The sequence below is a fragment of the Spirosoma agri genome (genome assembly GCF_010747415.1).
Taxonomy (GTDB): Bacteria; Bacteroidota; Bacteroidia; order Cytophagales; family Spirosomataceae; genus Spirosoma; species Spirosoma agri.
The window spans coordinates 1,230,112-1,249,237 of sequence record NZ_JAAGNZ010000001.1; the positions used below are offsets into that span (position 1 = coordinate 1,230,112).

The 19,126-nt window shown below is 49.6% G+C and carries 14 protein-coding genes; 9 read left to right on the forward strand and 5 right to left on the reverse strand.

Going from position 1 to position 19,126, the window contains the following annotated elements:
- Nucleotides 1-95 precede the first annotated feature (95 nt).
- Nucleotides 96-1,070, forward strand: coding sequence for a polyprenyl synthetase family protein (locus GK091_RS05100; protein ID WP_164035523.1), 975 nt, complete (start codon nucleotides 96-98; stop codon nucleotides 1,068-1,070).
- A gap of 102 nt (nucleotides 1,071-1,172) precedes the next feature.
- On the opposite strand, the gene GK091_RS05105 is transcribed toward GK091_RS05100, so the two are convergent.
- Nucleotides 1,173-1,961 (reverse strand): sterol desaturase family protein, encoded by a 789-nt coding sequence (locus GK091_RS05105; protein WP_164035524.1) that lies wholly within the window; start codon nucleotides 1,959-1,961, stop codon nucleotides 1,173-1,175.
- 201 nt (nucleotides 1,962-2,162) lie between these two features.
- On the opposite strand from GK091_RS05105, the gene pafA reads away from it, so the two are divergent.
- Nucleotides 2,163-3,845, forward strand: a complete 1,683-nt coding sequence (pafA, locus tag GK091_RS05110; protein ID WP_164035525.1) for an alkaline phosphatase PafA — start codon at nucleotides 2,163-2,165, stop codon at nucleotides 3,843-3,845.
- Between the two features lie 107 nt (nucleotides 3,846-3,952).
- Here pafA and GK091_RS05115 read toward each other — a convergent pair whose 3' ends face one another.
- On the reverse strand, nucleotides 3,953-4,720 hold the full coding sequence (locus GK091_RS05115; RefSeq protein ID WP_164035526.1) for a biotin--[acetyl-CoA-carboxylase] ligase: 768 nt from the start codon (nucleotides 4,718-4,720) through the stop codon (nucleotides 3,953-3,955).
- 112 nt (nucleotides 4,721-4,832) lie between these two features.
- Between GK091_RS05115 and rsfS the strand changes: the two genes are divergently transcribed.
- Nucleotides 4,833-5,246, forward strand: coding sequence for a ribosome silencing factor (rsfS, locus tag GK091_RS05120; protein ID WP_164035527.1), 414 nt, complete (start codon nucleotides 4,833-4,835; stop codon nucleotides 5,244-5,246).
- A 105-nt stretch (nucleotides 5,247-5,351) separates the two neighbouring features.
- On the forward strand, nucleotides 5,352-7,382 hold the full coding sequence (gene ftsH, locus GK091_RS05125) for an ATP-dependent zinc metalloprotease FtsH (RefSeq protein WP_164035528.1): 2,031 nt from the start codon (nucleotides 5,352-5,354) through the stop codon (nucleotides 7,380-7,382).
- Nucleotides 7,383-7,448: 66 nt separating this feature from the next.
- On the opposite strand, the gene GK091_RS05130 is transcribed toward ftsH, so the two are convergent.
- Nucleotides 7,449-7,940 carry a metallophosphoesterase family protein gene (locus tag GK091_RS05130; protein ID WP_164035529.1) on the reverse strand — a complete coding sequence of 164 codons (492 nt, stop codon included), beginning with the start codon at nucleotides 7,938-7,940 and terminating at the stop codon, nucleotides 7,449-7,451.
- A 17-nt stretch (nucleotides 7,941-7,957) separates the two neighbouring features.
- Nucleotides 7,958-9,640 carry a fatty acid--CoA ligase gene (locus tag GK091_RS05135; RefSeq protein WP_164035530.1) on the reverse strand — a complete coding sequence of 561 codons (1,683 nt, stop codon included), beginning with the start codon at nucleotides 9,638-9,640 and terminating at the stop codon, nucleotides 7,958-7,960.
- 544 nt (nucleotides 9,641-10,184) lie between these two features.
- On the opposite strand from GK091_RS05135, the gene GK091_RS05140 reads away from it, so the two are divergent.
- The 5 genes from GK091_RS05140 to GK091_RS05160 are packed head-to-tail and all read left to right on the forward strand — an operon-like array spanning nucleotide 10,185 to nucleotide 17,223.
- The gene (locus GK091_RS05140; RefSeq protein WP_164035531.1) at nucleotides 10,185-11,771 is read left to right on the forward strand and encodes a hybrid sensor histidine kinase/response regulator; all 1,587 of its coding nucleotides are present in this window, start codon (nucleotides 10,185-10,187) and stop codon (nucleotides 11,769-11,771) included.
- 27 nt (nucleotides 11,772-11,798) lie between these two features.
- Nucleotides 11,799-15,413, forward strand: a complete 3,615-nt coding sequence (locus GK091_RS05145; protein WP_164035532.1) for a response regulator — start codon at nucleotides 11,799-11,801, stop codon at nucleotides 15,411-15,413.
- A gap of 59 nt (nucleotides 15,414-15,472) precedes the next feature.
- Nucleotides 15,473-15,838: a response regulator gene (locus GK091_RS05150; protein WP_164035533.1), complete on the forward strand. Its 366-nt coding sequence runs from the start codon at nucleotides 15,473-15,475 to the stop codon at nucleotides 15,836-15,838.
- 12 nt (nucleotides 15,839-15,850) lie between these two features.
- Nucleotides 15,851-16,660: a CheR family methyltransferase gene (locus tag GK091_RS05155; protein WP_164035534.1), complete on the forward strand. Its 810-nt coding sequence runs from the start codon at nucleotides 15,851-15,853 to the stop codon at nucleotides 16,658-16,660.
- Complete coding sequence (locus tag GK091_RS05160) at nucleotides 16,642-17,223, forward strand: chemotaxis protein CheB (RefSeq protein WP_164035535.1); 582 nt, start codon at nucleotides 16,642-16,644, stop codon at nucleotides 17,221-17,223. The genes GK091_RS05155 and GK091_RS05160 overlap by 19 nt, the downstream gene beginning before the upstream one ends.
- Nucleotides 17,224-17,239: 16 nt before the next feature.
- Here GK091_RS05160 and GK091_RS05165 read toward each other — a convergent pair whose 3' ends face one another.
- Nucleotides 17,240-19,048 carry a glycoside hydrolase family 9 protein gene (locus GK091_RS05165; RefSeq protein ID WP_164035536.1) on the reverse strand — a complete coding sequence of 603 codons (1,809 nt, stop codon included), beginning with the start codon at nucleotides 19,046-19,048 and terminating at the stop codon, nucleotides 17,240-17,242.
- Between the last annotated feature and the right edge of the window lie 78 nt (nucleotides 19,049-19,126).

A 19,126-nucleotide genomic window follows, 5' to 3' on the forward strand; every position in this document is an offset into this window, starting at 1 on the left:
GTTTATTCGCAGTTCGTAGCACATAATCGTTCATTCTGCTGTTAATGTGGTATAAACGAATGTGCACTACTGACCATTGACCACCTCACTTCACTATGTCTCTTTCTGTCGCTGATATACAAGCCCCGATTGCTGCCGAAATGGAATTGTTCGAGCAGAAATTTCGGGGGCAAATGAAAAGCGACGTCATGTTACTCGACCAGATCATGAACTACATCGTGAAACGGAAGGGTAAACAACTCCGCCCCATGTTTGTGTTTCTGATGGCGGGCGTCTGCGGTCAAATTACAGAAGCCACGTATCGGGGCGCATCGCTGATTGAGCTACTGCATACGGCCACGCTTGTCCACGATGATGTGGTGGACGATTCAAATTACCGGCGTGGTTTTTTTTCGGTGAATGCGCTTTGGAAGAATAAGGTAGCCGTTCTGGTTGGTGATTACCTGCTGTCTCGTGGCCTGTTGCTATCGGTCGATAACGGCGACTTCGAACTGCTCCAGATCGTCTCGAAAGCCGTTCGGGAAATCAGTGAAGGTGAATTATTGCAGCTTTACAAAGCCCGTCGACTGGACATTACCGAGGCCATCTACTACGAAATCATCCGTCAGAAAACGGCTTCGCTGATCGCTGCCTGCTGTGCGGTCGGCGCGCGGTCAGCGGGTGTTGATCCATCAACTGTCGAACGAGCCCGTAACTTTGGGGAGAAAGTAGGCATCGCTTTCCAGATAAAAGACGACCTTTTTGACTACGGTACTGCCGAAGTCGGTAAACCGCTTGGTATCGACATCAAAGAGAAAAAGATGACGTTGCCGCTTATCTACGCGCTCAATAATGCGGGTTTTCTGGAAAAACGCCGGATCATCAATATCGTTAAAAATGAGAGCGAGAACCCGAAAAAGGTCAACGAAGTAATCGCCTTTGTTAAGAATTCAGGCGGTATCGAATACGCGACCGAGTCGATGAACCGGTACGTCGTTGAAGCCCGGCTCCTGCTGGATTCGTTCCCCGAATCGCCTTACCGGCAGTCGTTGTATCAACTTGTTCAATATACCATTGAGCGCAGCAAGTAACCCGCCAGATATGCGCTGGCAGATTCAAGCAACCAGATGCTGACTTGTGAACGTACGCAACATAGGTAGACCGTTCAATATCCAACACCTGATCATTAAAAGTTAGCGTCCCGCATCTATTTTAGTGGTTTTCTGCTTGAACAGCCGGTGAAAGTCGGGGCTTTCCGTTTTCATCCACTTGTCCCAGAAAGTAAAATAAAGGCCGTAGTTAAATCTGAACTGCGAGTGATGGAGCCCGTGATGCGTAGCTCCGATAAGCCAGCGTCCCAGCCAGTGCCTGTCGAAATCGCGGGGATAAATTTCTGTGTTGAGGTGGTTGATCGCGCTCGAAATGGTCATAATCGTCAGGATTATCCCCACTGCCGAAATATGCAGTGGCAGCACAAACAAGAGCGCTGGAATGACAATAGCCTGTAATGTACTTTCGGTCGGGTGAAATGAGAACGCTGTCCAGGGCGACGTGGTAATACTGTCGTGGTGCGTTTTATGTACCCACCGATACACACTTGGTTTGTGCATCCAGCGGTGGAGCCAATAATAATAGGTCTCATGCGCAAACAGGACCAGCGAAATACTGATCGGATACCAGATCAGTGGATATGCCTTGATGTTCGTATAAATCAGTGTATGGCCTTCCTGATAGGCCAGAATCACACCCAGGGCAATCGCGGTAAAAATCAGTGAGGTCACGATCGACCAGCCGATCTCCCGCCAGTCCTGGCCAGGCTTACGGGGGCGGGTCTGCACCGCCCGATGCGCAAATTGGTCCTTCATAGAGACGCTGAACAGCCACCAGAAGCCCAGCGAAAAGAGGACATAACGCCCGAAAACGGCAAGAAAAAAGAACAAGGCTGTCAGCCAGAACGAAGTTGGCCCGGTAATATAAATCATGACTGCATTTGCGGCCGAATAGTCCGCGCTAAGGTCAACTGAATTGATAGACTAATGTTGAGAAATAGGTTTTTTCGACAAGGTTTTGGCTGCCAATGCGTCTAGCCACTCTTCATAATCGCTTCATCCGGGCCGTTGGTCTGCCTCCTTATTTGTTCGTACATTTGTGAAACGTGTAACGAATCAATCAATAACGGCTTCATGCGCCTATATTCTCCTGTTCTGCTGTTGTTGCTGGTCGCTACAACCGCCTTCGCCCAAACCAAAAAAACAACCCCAGGGGCATCGCCCGCATCTCGTCAGGTGGTAACGGGTCAGCCACTGGCCCGGCCAAAACTCGTGGTTGGTATTGTGGTCGATCAGATGCGTTATGACTACTTGTACAGGTATTACGATAAATATACGACTGGCGGATTTCGGCGGATGATGGACGGGGGGTTCAACGCCCGAAACAACCATTACCATTACGCGGCTACCTACACCGGTCCCGGTCATGCGGCCATTTATACTGGATCGGCCCCTGCTTTAAACGGTATTGTGGGTAACGATTTTTACGAGCGCAACGTTGGCCGGTTGATGTATTGTGCCGAAGATACAACGGTGACTACGGTTGGCAATACGGGAACTGCCGGTAAAATGTCTCCTCGCAATCTGCTGGTTACAACCATTGGCGACCAGCTCAAACTGGCAACCGACGGACGGGCGAAAGTCGTTGGCATTGCTTTGAAAGATCGGGGGGCTATTCTACCAGCCGGTCATGCGGCTACTGGCGCTTACTGGTTTGACTCGAAAGACGGCAATTTTATTAGCAGTACGTTCTATCAGAAGGAATTGCCCCAGTGGGTTCAGGAGTTCAACAATCGTAAGCTGCCTGAGCAGTTCATCAGCCAGAAATGGGAGCCAACACTCGCCATGGATCAATATGCGGAAAGCACGATCGATGATGAACCGTATGAATCGATATTGGCGGGCGAGACGAAATCCATTTTTCCGCATACCTTCAACGCGATGCAGGCGGGTGGCAGTAAGTACGAGCCGCTGAGAACTAGTCCTTTTGGTGATCAGATCACGAAAGAATTCGCATTAGCGGCCATCAAAGGTGAACAACTGGGGCAGCGTGGCATAACCGATATGCTGTGTTTGAGTTTCTCGTCGCCGGATTACATTGGCCATGCTTTCGGTACGCATGCTATTGAAACCGAAGACAACTACCTTCGGCTGGATCGGCAGCTGGCCGACATTTTTACGCAGCTCGACGCCACAGTGGGCAAGGGGCAGTGGGTGGCATTCCTATCCGCCGACCACGGGGTTGTCGATGCCCCCGGCTTTTTACAGCAATACCGGATTCCAGCTGGTTTCAAAAGTTACGGTGAAATTGGTGAGGTCGTGAAAACCGCGCTTGAGAAGGCTTACGGTCCGGGGCAATGGATGCTGTCGTACATCAACCAGCAGATCTATCTGAACCATGACTTACTGATCGAGAAGAAAATCACGATCAAGGAGGTGTATGAATACCTGAGCACCGTGTTGTTGAAACAGAAGGCAATCGTCAATGTCGTTAATTTGCACAACCTGGGTGCTGAAGCACTACCGCTGCTTCAGGAGAACCTGTTTCGCAATGTGTATCATCCTAATCGGAGCGGGGATATCTACGTCATGCAGCCACCGGGCTGGCTGGAAGGTCGTTCGAAGGGCACTACCCACGGAACCACCTACGCCTATGATACACATGTTCCGTTCCTGCTTTATGGTTGGGGTGTCCGGCCTGGTCAGACATTCCGCCGGACACACATACACGACATTGCCCCTACGATCACGGCACTGCTCAGCATCCTGGAACCAAGCGGCTGCATCGGCAATCCGGTAGAGGAAGCGATCAAGTAACTGAGTGAATTTGTGATTGGGTGATTGAGGGAATCAGCGATTGAGTAGATCTGACGTGAAGTAATCGCCTGGATAGGACGAACTCACTGACTTGCTCAGCCGCTCGATCACCCGATCACAAAGCGTATTTCTTTAAACCCGAAATAGCGCACCTGCCCGTCCTCGGCGACGGCCAATCGACCGACAGCATCTACGCCTACAATCGTTCCCCAGAAGAAGCGGCCTTCGCTCTCGAAGCGCTGTTCCTGCTGATATCGATAGAGCGTTTGCAGGTAATTGATTTTCAGGCTATCCCGTTGTCCGGAACGCAGTTGAAGGTAACGTTGTTCTACTTTCTCGCAGAGGGAGCTAAGAACGCCCGGAAGGTTGTAATTATCCGAAATTGGTGCCAGTTGCTGAAGCGATGTAGCGGTTGAGTAGTGGAATTCAGTCTGGTTAACGTTTAGGCCCACACCTGCAATCGACCAGGCAATGCTCTGTCCCTGTAACGTGTTTTCGATCAGGATGCCCCCTACTTTCTGGTCACCGGCATAAATGTCATTTGGCCATTTGATACGAAGAGGGGCGCCGATCAGGGGTTGCAGTGAGTCGTATATACCGAGTGAAATTGCCATGTTGAGCCAGAACTGCTCACTGGGTAGCAGAAACGACGGCTTAAGAATCAGCGAAAATGTCAGGTTCTGAGCCGGTTTTGCTTCCCAAATGTTACCCCGCTGACCTCGCCCCGCCAGTTGGTGGTCAGTTACGATAACAAGACCCTCTGCTGGATCCAGATGAGCAATCAAAGCCGACGCTTCGTCGTTAGTAGACTGACAGCTTGGCAGATATTTAACTATTTGCCCGATAAAAAGACTTTTGGGATAGATTTTGTACAAAATATTGTATAGTTTAGTAGTAGGAAGTTAATGAATGGTGCTCTGAATGTTTATGTATTCATTTTGTAAAGTACCCTCTGATTGGCTTGTCGTGCAATGTTAAACCGAAAGCATGAGAATTAAGATAAACAGTGAGTTTTCAGCCGAGCAAATCCGTGATTTCGTTGTACGGGGTATGCTGGAAAAAAAAGGGCAGGATGTTGTCGTAATGGACCTGCGGAACGTAAAAAATGCCATCTGCGACTATTTCGTTCTATGCTCGGGTACGTCCGACACACAAATTGATGCCATCTCGACCTCGGTGGAGGAAGAAGTTTACAAAGCCAGTCACCAGGACCCCTGGCACAAGGAAGGTAAGTTGAACCGGGAATGGATTTTGCTTGATTATGTGGATGTGGTTGCCCACGTGTTTAAAAAAGACCGCCGGTCGTTCTACGACCTTGAACAGCTCTGGGGTGATGCCGAAATTCATCACATCGAAGAAAGTGTGCTGGCAACGGCAGGCTATGAACAAGGGAGTTTATAACCGCTTATCGAGCAGGTAAACCGCCTGTCCGAACCACTCCGTCTAAGAAACATTAGTCTTCTGAACGGTGTTACGCTTAAAATCCGTTATGTACAACCTGAGGAAATGTCAGAAAACAATAATAGAAATCCGCTAGTACCCCGAGGTGGTCCGAGAAAACCTAACTTCCAGGGGTGGATTGTTGCACTGCTGATTGCTGCTATTCTGGGTATTACGTTCTTTAACAAAAGCTCCTCGACACACGAGATTGCGCAAAAGCGTTTTGAGCGAATGGTTAAAGAGCACGAAGTAGCCGATGTAGTACTCGTCAACGACAAAATTGCCGAGGTTACGCTTACCCAGCAAGCTGCACAAAGTCCGAAATACCGCAACCTGTTTGCTGAGAAGCCTTACTTCGGAACAAGCCACGGTCCTCATTTTCAATTCCAGGTAGCTTCCGGCGAGTCGTTCAAAAAGGACTTAGACCAGTTGCAACAGGGGCTTCCTGACAATGAGAAGATCGATTTTCGATTCGAAAGCCGGAGTGATTTCGGTAGTATCATCAGCACATGGGGCTTTTTGATTGTCATGATTCTGGCGATGTATTTTCTGCTGGGCAGAATGTCAGGCGCTGGTGGACCGGGTGGTCAAATCTTCAACATCGGCAAATCAAAAGCTGCGTTGTTCGATGCTGACAATAAGGTTAAGATTACGTTCAACGATGTAGCGGGTCTGGATGAAGCCAAGGAGGAAATTAAGGAAATCGTTGATTACCTGAAAAATCCTACCAAGTTTACCAAGCTTGGGGCGAAGATTCCCAAAGGCGCACTGTTGATCGGCCCTCCCGGTACAGGTAAAACGCTGCTGGCGAAAGCGGTAGCGGGTGAAGCGGGCGTTCCGTTCTTCTCGCTGTCAGGCTCCGACTTCGTTGAAATGTTTGTTGGGGTAGGCGCTGCACGTGTACGTGACCTGTTCAAACAAGCGAAAGAGAAAGCACCCTGTATCATCTTCATTGATGAGATCGATGCGGTTGGTCGTTCGCGGGGCCGTGGTTCTATGCCTGGTGCCAACGACGAACGCGAAAACACGCTGAACTCGCTGCTGGTTGAGATGGATGGTTTTGCTACCGACTCCGGTATTATCATCCTTGCTGCTACGAACCGTCCCGACGTACTTGATCCTGCTTTGCAGCGTCCCGGTCGTTTTGACCGCCAGATCAGCATTGACAAGCCAGATATTATCGGTCGTGAAGCGATCTTCCGGGTTCACTTAAAGCCAATTAAACTGTCGACGGATGTCGATCCGAAAGAATTGGCTGCTCAGACGCCTGGTTTTGCGGGGGCCGAAATTGCCAACGTTTGTAATGAAGCTGCCCTGATTGCCGCACGTAGCGACAAAGAGGCTGTAGACATGAAGGACTTCCAGGATGCGATGGATCGTGTTATTGGTGGTCTCGAAAAGAAGAACAAGATTATTTCGCCTGAGGAGAAAGAAATCGTTGCCTACCATGAAGCTGGACACGCTGTGGCCGGCTGGTACCTCGAACATGCTGATCCGCTCGTGAAGGTAACAATTGTACCTCGTGGTGTAGCGGCACTTGGTTATGCGCAATACTTGCCCCGTGAGCAGTATCTGTACCGCACAGAGCAACTTATGGACGAAATGTGCATGGCGCTGGGCGGTCGGGCTGCCGAAGATATCATCTTCGGTAAGGTGTCAACGGGTGCGTTAAGCGATTTGGAGCGTATTACGAAACTCGCTTATAGCATGGTGACGATGTATGGTATGAATGACAAGATTGGTAACGTGTCATTCTACGATTCGAAACAGGCGGACTACGCATTCAACAAGCCTTACTCTGAAGAAACCGCCAAGTTTATTGACGAAGAGGTTCGCAAGATCGTAGACATCGCGTACAGCCGTACTAAAGATCTGCTTACTGACAAGCGTGGTGCACTGGAGATCATTGCCAAAGAATTGCTTGAAAAGGAAATTCTGTATCAGAACGATCTGGTGCGGTTGATCGGAAAGCGACCTTTTGAACGCGAAACGGTGTATCAGGCTTATAAGAACAAAGGTGTAGCTGAAGAGATAAAAGAAGAGATTGGTAAAGAAGCAAAACCTGCTGAAACGGAACCCGAATCGCTTCCTTTATAGACTACCAATTGTAGATAGAAATGACCCTTATCAAGCTTGATAAGGGTCATTTCTGTTTATGGCTACTTACCGTTTCCCTAGCTCAATAACTTGCATGTCAACAATCCGGCCTTCGTCAATCGCAAACCGAATCGCCGTTCGCATGACATGAAAGCCGGTCTTGCCTGCTGCGCCAGGATTTATGAAGAGCATGTTAGCCAGTTTCGGGTCGCGTACAACTTTGAGAATATGCGAATGCCCACATATAAAGACGTCGGGCGGATTTCCTTGTAAAGTAGGTCGAACCGTCGGATTATACCTCGGTGGCGTACCGCCAATGTGCGTCATCCAGAAATGTAACCCGTCGATGGTGAACCGCTGATTGGCGGGAAGATCGTTTGCTTCCTGATCAATATTGCCAGAAACGACGCGCAACGGACGAAACGCCCGCAACTGATCAGCAACGGTTAGCGCACCGACATCGCCCGCATGCCAGATTTCATCACATGCGTCGAAGTGAGTGAATAGGTGGGGATCAAGATAACTGTGCGTATCCGAAAGCAGGCCAATACGAATCATGTTTTACGTAAACTTGATTACGACGAAAGAAGTTGCGCTTTCATTTCAGATCGGATACGCTTTTTATCGATCTTACCAACGCTGGTCTTCGGAATTTCGGAGACGAACAAAATCCGGTCGGGCATATACCACTTGTGTAGTTCGCCACGATCGATTCTGGACTGTAAGCTGGCTTTGATGCCTTCCGCCGTCAACTCATACCCCGGTTTCGGAATAATGAGGGCATGAGGCCGTTCTCCCCAACGATCATCGGGTAACCCAACCACCGCCGATTCCGCCACCCCTTCCAGCTGCGACAATGAATCTTCCATGTCCAGGGAAGATACCCATTCACCGCCCGTTTTGATAACATCTTTGGTGCGGTCGGCTACTATGATCCAGTGATCAGGGGTAATGCTGGCAACGTCGCCCGTGTGCAGCCATCCATGTTTCCACAGCTCAGCTCCCCGCTCCGGGTCATTGTAATACCCCTGCGTTGTCCAGGGTGTTCGTACCACAATTTCACCCAGCGTCTCGCCATCGTGTGGCAAAAACTCGCCCTCATCGTTCATTAGTCGCGCGTCGACATACGGAGCGATTCGACCCGCACGCGTGCGGAAGTCAACCTGCTCATCAAACGGTAATGCTCGTTCTGCGTCGTTCAAATAGACGACAGACAGAATGGGAGCTGTCTCCGACATACCGTAGCCGGATGTTACGTTAATGCCTAAATCCAGTGCTGCCTTAGCCAATCCCTTCGTCAGTGCTGAACCACCGATCAGTACACTCCATCGGCTCAACTGGTCGCGGAATTTTTGTGCTGCCGGGCTGCTGACGAGCATATTCAGGATCGTTGGTACGCAGTGAGAGAGCGTTACACCTTCAGTAACGAGCAGCCTGAGGAGCATTTCGGGTTCATACTTACCGGGATAAACCTGCTTGGCCGCCAACAGTGTAGCCAGAAAGGGAAACCCCCACGCATGAACGTGAAACATGGGCGTAATGGGCATATACACGTCGGTACGCGATCGGAAAGGTAATGCTTCGTAGCCGATCAGATACGTCAACAGGCCCATCGTATGCATGAACAATTGACGATGCGAGAAATAGACTCCTTTCGGGTTGCCTGTTGTACCCGTGGTGTAGAAGGAGGTTGCCCACGTATTTTCATCGAAGTCCGGGAAGTCATACTGATCAGAAACATCCCGCAGTAGTGCTTCGTATTCACCTGTCAGACCAGTCGGAACCTGACCAACGGCGTTGAGGTCCGTGTAGACTTTATCGCTGAGCAACACAAAGCAGTCTACCGTTTTTAATTGGCCTTTTATTGAATCAAGAATAGGAAGAAAGTCCTCATGAATAAGTACAAACTTGTCTTCCGCGTGATTCATCGTATACAGGATTTGAGCCGGAGATAGCCGTACATTGACCGTATGGAGAATGGCGCCAATGCTGGTTACACCAAAAAAACACTCGAGGTATCGATGGCTGTCCCAGTCTAAAACGGCAACTGTATCGCCCGGTTTCACGCCAAGTCCAGTCAATACGTTAGCTAACCGTCGAACCCGCTGGTTGAACTCGATGTAATTCATCCGGAACAGATCGCGGTAAACGATTTCGCGTTGCGGCTCATACTTGAGCGACTCGGCCAGTATGTTCTTTATCAGCATCGGTGGCTCAAAAGCTTCGTCGGTTCGGGGAATCAGTTTTGTCTGGATCATGGTTCGCGCTGATAGTTATGTAAAAAACGAAAAAAATAACCCGAAGTTGACTTATCAGAAGAAAAAATAGTAATTCCTGTGAGCTAATCGTTCGCTTACCCATCAATTCACTCAATAAGCCTTTACAAGCTGTATTGCCTAGTACTCAAGGAAACCAAGTTTGAGAAGCGTTATCGACGTAAACCTGGCTCTAGGCTGTAAATCCTGAAATAGACCAAATAGTTGACTGACAGATTGGCAGTGCTGCCTCTCGACAGTTCGATAAGCTATTAGGTTGTAGCCAGGTCAGGGTATGAAAAAATCGGGTTTAGGCAACCGGTTTGACTGGCTACAGGGCCGTATAAAAACTAAGCGTGGCTTTTTGGTTGCTGCGAACGTCATATGTTTGGATGCACCTGCTACTCTATTCTATCTTCACACACCCTTTTCTGGATGCTTTGATTTTAAACTTGACGGCTCATTGCCGAATTCAGCGAAATTTCGTTTCATCCAGAAAAACCGTTCCAGGCGGCTGATGTCAACGTTATAAACAGGTATCCCGAGTATGGTTCTTATTGTCGATGATAGGCCGGAGAATATTCTGCCGCTGAAAAAGATTTTAGAGCTGCATAAGTTTGCTGTCGACACAGCCGAGTCGGGCGAAGAAGCGTTAAAGAAAATCCTGAAAACAAATTACTCGGTCATCATTCTCGATGTGCAAATGCCGGGAATGGATGGTTTTGAAGTGGCTACTGCCATAACAGGTTTTAGCCGATCTAAAGACACCTCGATCATCTTTTTGTCGGCGGTCAATACCGAGAAAAAATTTATTACGAAAGGCTACACCTCGGGTGGCGTCGATTACCTGACTAAACCGGTCGATCCCGATATTCTGGTTCTGAAAGTGAAAACCCTGCACCGACTCTATGAGCAGCAGCAGGAGCTACGAGCCACACAGGATTCGTTACGGAAGGAGATCGAGGTACGGAAGCAGGCACAGGAAGAACTGAGTAGTCGAATGCAGGAGCTACGGCTGGTACTGGCGTCTCTGCCACAAATGGCCTTTACCGTCACTACCGATGGAACGATCGAATACGTGAACGAACATTGGTTTAACTATTCGATCAACTCGAAAGCGTTTCCTTTGACGCATGACGATGATTTGGATACCTGCCAGGAATGGCCCAGCTACTTAGAAAAAGGCATCGAGTTTACGCGCGAAATGCGGCTGAAAGAGATTGCTACCGGCGATTACAGGCATCATCTGCTGCGCATCACACCCATAAAACAACAGGATGCACTGGTACGCTGGGTAGGCACGTTCACCGATATTCACGCCCAGAAACTGGCTGCAGAAACCCTAGAAGAACAGGTTGCTACACGCACGAAAGAGCTCCTTCTCAAGAACACCGAGTTAGAAACGACCAACCACGAACTTCAGCAGTTCACGTGGGTTGTATCGCACGACTTGAAAGAGCCACTCCGTAAGATTCAGCTTCTGCACGATCTCATTAAAGAAAGATACCTGAACGGAAACCCGGAGGCTATCTCGTATCTCGACCGCTCGATCCGGTCGTCGGCTCGCCTGTCCAAACTGATCGATGATTTGCTGGCCTATTCGCAGCTAGCCAGACCCGCCATGTTCAAGCCAACGGACTTGAAGGCATTACTCGACGAGATTCTGGTTGATTTTGAGGATACGATCAACAAGAAGAGCGCGGTGATTACGATTGATACCTTGCCTGTGATTGATACGATACCGGGCCGGATCAGGCAGGTCTTTCAAAACCTGATCAGCAACGCGCTCAAATTCACCCGAACCAATGTGGCACCCATCATTACGATCAGGGCTGAACTCGTTGCGGAAAAGGAACTCGACAGTGAACGATGCGAGAACGGGAATTTTTGCCGCATTGTCGTGAGCGATAACGGTATTGGATTCGACGAGAAATTCCTCGACCGAATCTTCGTTATTTTTCAACGGTTAAATAATCGTACCAGCTACGAAGGAACGGGTATTGGCCTGGCCATCGCTAAAAAGAATATCGACAGGCACAGCGGACTGATTTCGGCCAGAAGCAAAATAGATGAAGGAACGCAGTTCATCCTTATCTTGCCCACACAGCAACTGGGCGAACCTGCCACGAATTGATAAAAATTGTCCACCCAGTTAGTAACTATGCCCAAGTACTCTACGTCGAATTCGGTGATACGGCAACTGCAACTTGTCTTCTCGATCTCTACATTTCTGTTAGTTATCAGTTTATTTGCTTCCTACTACAGCATCCAGAAACTGATCGATAATTCGAAGCTGGTGAACCACACGAACCAGGTGCTGATTGAGGCCGAGAATATTATCTCCTACGTGAAAGATGCGGAAACAGGTCAGCGAGGCTACCTGCTAACGCTTGATCCCCTCTTTTTGCAGCCCTACAATGGAGCGTATGACAAAGTCAAGAACAGCCATGACGCGTTGACCAGACTGACTCTCGACAATACGGATCAGCAGAAAAATCTGGCCGCTATAAAATCGTTGTATGAGGCAAAATTCGCGCAGATGCAGCGGATTATAAATTTGACCCGGCGAAATAACGCGTTCAGCCGGGACACGACAGCGCGGTATACGGAAATGGTTCGTGGTAAAAAGATCATGGACCAGCTCCGGCTGACGGTCAATCAGGTTGAAAGCGAAGAAAACACCGTACTGGCCAGCCGAATCCAGGAGCAGCAAATTTACATTACCTACACGCCTTTTCTATTGCTCGTCGCGGCTGCCATATCCATCATGATCACCATCAGCACGTACGTGCGCATCAAGAAGGACCTTGACGACCGCATTGCGAATCAACGGCTGGCGGAGACAAAATACAGGGAAACGACCGAGCGCATCAACGTGATGGAAGACATCACAACCGACATTGCGGGCGGAAATTATGCGGTGAGAAGTCAGGATACTCGCGACGATGAACTGGGGCAGATCGGTAAGGCACTCAACACAATGGCGACCGCGCTCGAGAGTACGTTTACCGATTTGACGAACAGAGACTGGCTGCAAAAGGGTACACTTACGCTGGCCGACTCGATTCGGGGTGAGCGTGATATACACACACTGGCTACCAATCTGATTACGGCCATCAACGGGTACTTGAATGCACCGCTGGGAACAGTATACATCATTGACCGTGATTCAACATTTAGGCTGGTTGGAAATTATGCTGCCAGCGATGCACCAACCACCGTCGTATCGGGTGTGGGCCTAATTGGTCAGGCCATCAAAAGTAAGAAGACCGTTATCATTGAGGACCTGCCCGCATCCTACCTAAGGGTGAATTCCTCGCTGGGCAGTACGTTACCCGCGTCATTGATCATTGCGCCTTTGGTCTACGCGGATGTGTGCATCGGTGCGATTGAACTGGGGTTGATGCGGAAGCCTAGTCCACTGGAAATGAGCTTTCTGGAGTCTAATCTGGATGTGCTGGCCATCGGTGTCAATTCGGCGCTGGACTACGTAAAACTTCAGAATTTTCTCGAAGAAACGCAGGCTCAATCGGAAGAGCTACAGGCGCAGCACAACGAGCTGGAAAATGTTAACGCCGAACTCGAAGCGCAGGCGCAGAAGCTTCAGGCGTCGGAAGAAGAGCTGCGCGTGCAGCAGGAAGAGTTACAGCAGACCAATGCCGAACTCGAAGAGCGTAGCGTCTTGCTGGAAGAGAAGAACGAGGAGATCGAGCGAAAAGCTGAGGAACTGGAAGTGAGCACGCGCTATAAATCGGAGTTTCTGGCCAATATGTCGCACGAGTTACGGACGCCACTCAACTCGATTCTGTTGCTCAGCCGGTTACTGGCCGAAAATAATGACGAGAATCTGACGAGCGATCAGGTTGAGTATGCAACAGTTATTCGGTCGTCGGGTGATGGATTGCTCGGCCTGATCGACGAGATTCTGGACCTGTCGAAGATTGAGGCCGGGCAGATGAAACTGGAATACCTGGACGTATCAGTTCAAGAAATAACGGACGAATTGCAGTCCCTCTTCAGACCGCTGGCCAACGAGAAAAAGCTGAAGTTTGCCGTTGATATAGAACCGACGGTGCCGAAGATCATCGAAACGGACAGGATGCGGCTGGGGCAAATTCTTAAAAACCTGATTTCTAACGCGCTCAAGTTTACGTCAGCCGGGGCCATTACACTAACCGTCAAACGATCACCGTCAGCGGATAATGCGTTGCAGTTCGTCGTTAATGATACCGGCATTGGTATCCCGGCCGATAAGCAGCACCTCATTTTTGAAGCCTTCCAACAGGCTGATGGATCGACCAAACGGAAATACGGCGGAACAGGTCTGGGCTTGTCCATCAGTCGTGAACTGGCTAAACTGCTGGGTGGCGAAATTACATTGATTAGTGCCGTTGGCAAGGGAAGCACGTTTACGATAACGTTGCCACTGGTAAACGGGCAGGGCTCGGTGCAACCGGAAACCGGTTTTGTGAGCCGAAAGCCAGAGCCCGCTCCGGCAAAAACCGAAAAAGAGCCGGAAGTAACCAATAAGTACATTAGTACCGTTATTCCTGAGTCGATTCCCGATGATCGGAATTCGATTCTGGCAACGGACAAGGTGATCCTGATCGTTGAGGATGATACTGGTTTTGCCAAATCATTGCTCGATTATTCCCGTAAAAAGGGCTACAAAGGCATTGTTGCGGTGCGGGGTGATGAAGGCATACGCTTGGCGGGTATCTACAAACCGCTCGGAATTTTGCTGGATATTCAACTGCCGATCATGAGCGGCTGGCAGGTGATGGATGCCCTCAAAGCAGACCCGCAGACACGACCTATTCCGGTGCACATCATGTCGTCGCACAAGTTGAAAAAGGAAAGTATCCTGAAAGGGGCTATTGATTTTGTGGATAAACCAATGGCCTTTGAACAGATGCAGGAGGTGTTCGAAAAGATCGATTACGTCCTGAATCGATCGACCAAAAAAGTGCTGATCATCGAAGATAACCCGCAGCATGCTAAAGCGTTAGCGTATTTTCTGGAGACGTTTAGTATCAACTCCGAGCTGAAAAGTACGATTACCGAGGGAGTTGCGGCTTTGCAGCGGGACGAAATCGACTGCGTTATTCTGGATATGGGCGTGCCCGATCAGAAAGCGTACGATACGCTCGAAGAAGTCAAGAAAAATCCGGGTCTGGAAAATCTGCCAATTATAATCTTTACCGGCAAAAGCCTGTCGATGGCCGAGGAGTTGAAAATAAAAAAATACGCTGATTCAATTGTTGTAAAAACGGCTCATTCGTATAAGCGTATGCTGGATGAGGTTTCCCTGTTTCTCCATCTTGTCGACGATTCAAAACAGACGCTGACCAAAACGGCGGAGCGACGAAAACTGGGTGCATTGAGCCAGGTACTGACCAACAAAACCGTACTCATCGCTGACGACGACGTCCGGAACATTTTCTCACTGTCAAAGGCACTGGAGAATTACAAAATGAATGTCATTACGGCGCTGGATGGGAATGAGGCCATGCAAAAATTAACCGAAAATCCGACGATCGATCTGGTGTTGCTGGATATGATGATGCCGAAACTGGATGGCTACGAAACGGCAAAAAAGATCCGTGAACACTACCAGTGGAAGTCACTCCCCATCATTGCCGTTACGGCCAAAGCAATGACCGGCGACCGGGAGCGGTGCATCCAGGCCGGTGCTTCGGATTACATCACCAAACCAGTCGATATTGACCAATTGATGTCGTTATTACGGGTTTGGCTGTACGAACAGCGTTCCTGATTAATAACACTAGGTAACGGGTTACCTTTGCGAAAAAGGGTGTCCTGACGATTAACGAAATGACGAAAAAGCGAGTACTGATTATTGATGACGATGCACGAAATATTTTTGCATTGACGGCCACATTAAAGGCAAAATCGTTTGATTGTCTATCTTGTTCGGGCGCAAAAGAGGCACTGGATTTACTGAAAACAGATGAGATTGTGGACGCGATCCTCATTGACATGATGATGCCCGAGATGGATGGTTACGAAGCCATTCCCCGCATAAAAAACATCGAAAAACGACGGAATACGCCCATAATCTCGGTAACCGCTCAGGCAATGGTAGGTGACCGGGAGAAGTGTTTGCAGGCTGGTGCCATGGATTATATTTCGAAGCCAGTCGATGTAGACAAATTGTTGCAACTACTGTTGCGTGTTTAATAGAATGCCCCAATGATAGAGGAAGCTCAAGTCGATATAATATTGAATGATCTGTACGAATTATACGGATATGACTTTACGAATTATTCCAGAGCGTCACTAAAAAGACGATTAATTCGTCTTTGTTTGCTGGATAAGTTTGCGGGATTTGCGGAGTTCAGGGATCGCATAAGGGATGATGCTGATTATCTGAAACGGTTTGTGGAGGAAATTACCGTTACCGTTACGGAAATGTTCCGTGATCCGCTGTTCTACAAATGCCTCCGAACGGACGTATTACCGTCACTGGCGGCCAAACCGTTCATTCGGATATGGCACGCCGGATGTTCGACGGGTGAAGAGGTTTATTCAATGGCCGTTCTGCTAAAAGAAGCCCGGCTTCTCCACAAATCATTGCTGTACGCGACCGATTTAAATCCGGCGGCACTCGACAAAGCCCGCAAAGGAATTTTTCCGCTGGCACAGATGAAACAATACTCCGAAAACTATATCGAATCGGGTGGTGTACATGATTTTTCGGCCCACTATACGGCGCAGTATGGACAGGTAAAATTTAGCGAGTCGTTATCGGAAAAAATGATTTTTTCGATCCATAATTTAGTGTCGGACCGATCATTCAATGAGTTTGATCTTATCCTGTGCCGGAACGTACTGATCTATTTCGATAAACCGTTGCAAGATCGGGTGTTGAATCTATTCGATGAAAGCTTGGGACAGCTCGGTTACCTGGCACTTGGCTCGAAAGAGACATTGAAATTTTCGCTCTTGAAATCTACGTTTAAGCAGTTGGATAAGGAAAAGATATGGCGGAAAGTAGGCTAACGAAGGCAATTGTCATTGGCGGATCGGCCGGTGGGCTTGATGTCGTATTGAAGCTGTTACCCGCTCTGGAACCGACGCCGTCATTTACCATAATTATCGTTCTTCACCGTAAGAACTCCATTGATTCGACGCTGGAGGAACTGCTTGCCAGCAGAACAACCATTCGGGTTAAGGAAGTAGAGGATAAAGACGTAGTTAAACCCGGCACTATCTACCTGGCTCCGGCCAATTATCACCTGTTGATCGAACGGGATCTGACGTTTTCGCTGGATGACTCCGAAAAAGTGAACTACAGCCGCCCTTCGCTCGATGTTACGTTTGAGTCGGCTGCCGATGTGTACGGTGATGCGCTGGTTGGTATTGTGCTGTCTGGCGCCAATGCCGATGGCACGAATGGCCTGCTGGCGGTCAAAAAAGCGGGTGGTATTGCGGTGGCCCAGGAGCCTGCCGGGGCGCAGTCTGCGTTCATGCCCCAACAGGCCATTGCCCGCGTTCCAGTCGATTTCGTCCTGGATGTGCCTGAGCTCAGTATATTCATCAATGCGCTGAATAAACCGGTCTGACGCGCATCTAATTGCCTTAGTTGTTTGCCGATCTCGTTGTCTTTTGTTCGTTCTGCAAGGCTTCCAAGGCGAATGCCAGATAGACAAGCGGTGCATTCCAGTTGATGGCAATCTCGTTGGAAGCGTACGAACAATCCGCGTCAACATATACTTCATCGGCTACGGTAGCAGTATAACCCGCGCATTTGTCCTGACGGGCTGCATTCGCATTGGTACCGCCTGATAACAAGCCCGGTACAGGTTCGTTGATGCCATCGGCGACGGACGGGCGGTGATGCGGATGCATGGGCGTTTTGTCGCCAAAGCCCGTCACGAAAGAATACCCAACGGCATTACGACCCAGTAAATAATCCAGGTTGCCAAGCGCGTAATGCAGGTACTTGCTCCGGTTGGGTGAAGTGGTCAGGCGGTAAGCCTGGAGAAGGGCGATGCCCTGATTAGCTGCCTCGGCGCTACTACCCCAGATGAAATCGCTGGCCGACTTGCCCATTACCGTCTGGAACGCTTGGGTATCAGCACCCATGATCAGCGAGTCGGCCATTGCCGTTAGCCGTTGTTGTATTGTTTGAACATCTTTCTTCCCAACGGCAGTCAGGTTCTTGCCAAAGCGGGCCAGCGTGTAATAAGCCAGCGTACGTACCTGCGGCCACGATGGTAAGGGCGTTTTCGGGTCGGGAAATAGATTGATGGCTTTGTAATAAGCATCATCCCTGGTAGTGACGTATAACTCCGTAGCCGCCCAGATCCATTCATCGCTGGCATTACGATCCTCGTAGCCGCCCGTCACTACATCCGGATCGAAGGCCGCGTTCATGGCGGTCTGGTTATAGGCAACCGTTGGATTCGCTTTTGCCCAGGTCCAGGCTTTCGTTGCGGCTGCGACACAGGAGTCGGCCAGACCGGGTAATTCGCGGTCATACGCTCGGTAAACGCGCGCAGCCTGTGCCATGACAGCCGCAAAATCGAGTGTAGCCGTTATGCCTTTCTGCACAACATACCGACCCTTCAGTGGATCCGATGAACCGGTTTTATCGGGCATGACCATACCGTCGAATTTCGGGTTGGTCAGTTTGTGATAAACGCCACCGTCGGCCGGGTCCTGCATGGTCAACATCCACCGTAAATTCCAGAGTACCTCATCGAGCAGGTCCGGAAGTCTGTTGCCGCTTTCGGGAATGTTAGTGGTTATTGATTTTGAATAAGCCGGAAAATCCTCATAAAGCGACAGAAGCGTGCCCATTGTAATACCCGAATTGACGATGTACTTGTTGTAATCACCCGCATCATACCAGCCGCCAGGCGACGAAATAACGGTGCCCGCTGGCCGATTGGCCGAAGCCGCCGATGGATGGACGAGTACATGTGTATCCGGATGGCCCGCTGGTCTGGCCCATTTCCCCGCAAATTTTTCGGGCAGATCAGTCGAGGCCCGCTGATAATAAAACCCTTTCAAGGCACCTATCGCCAGGTTCTTGTGCACATCAGGGCGAATGTCGAACGGGTAGGAGTGGCCCAGTCCGGGAATGACGACGACGAATGTTCCGGTTTTGCCGAAGGCCGAAAAATCGGCGATACGCGTCATTTTACGGGAGATGGCATTTTGGCGGGGCTGGCTTAACGTACCGGTGAAGAGCGCTTTCTTGCGATCCGGCGTCATCAGTTGAAACGAGTCCCCGGCATTACCGACAACTACCGCAAGTTTGGCTGCCTTCGGGTAATAGCCTAGTTGGTTAAGCCGGATCGCTTCGGAAAGGTTTTGGCCTTGAGTGGTTCCTTTGCCTAGAATCAACACCAGTAATAAGGAGACAATCGATAGTAGTTTCATTCCAAAAAGAGGTAGGGGTAAAATCAACGGACGGGTGTGTTGAAAACAGATGTGGTGCCAATCTCTGCGAAACTGACA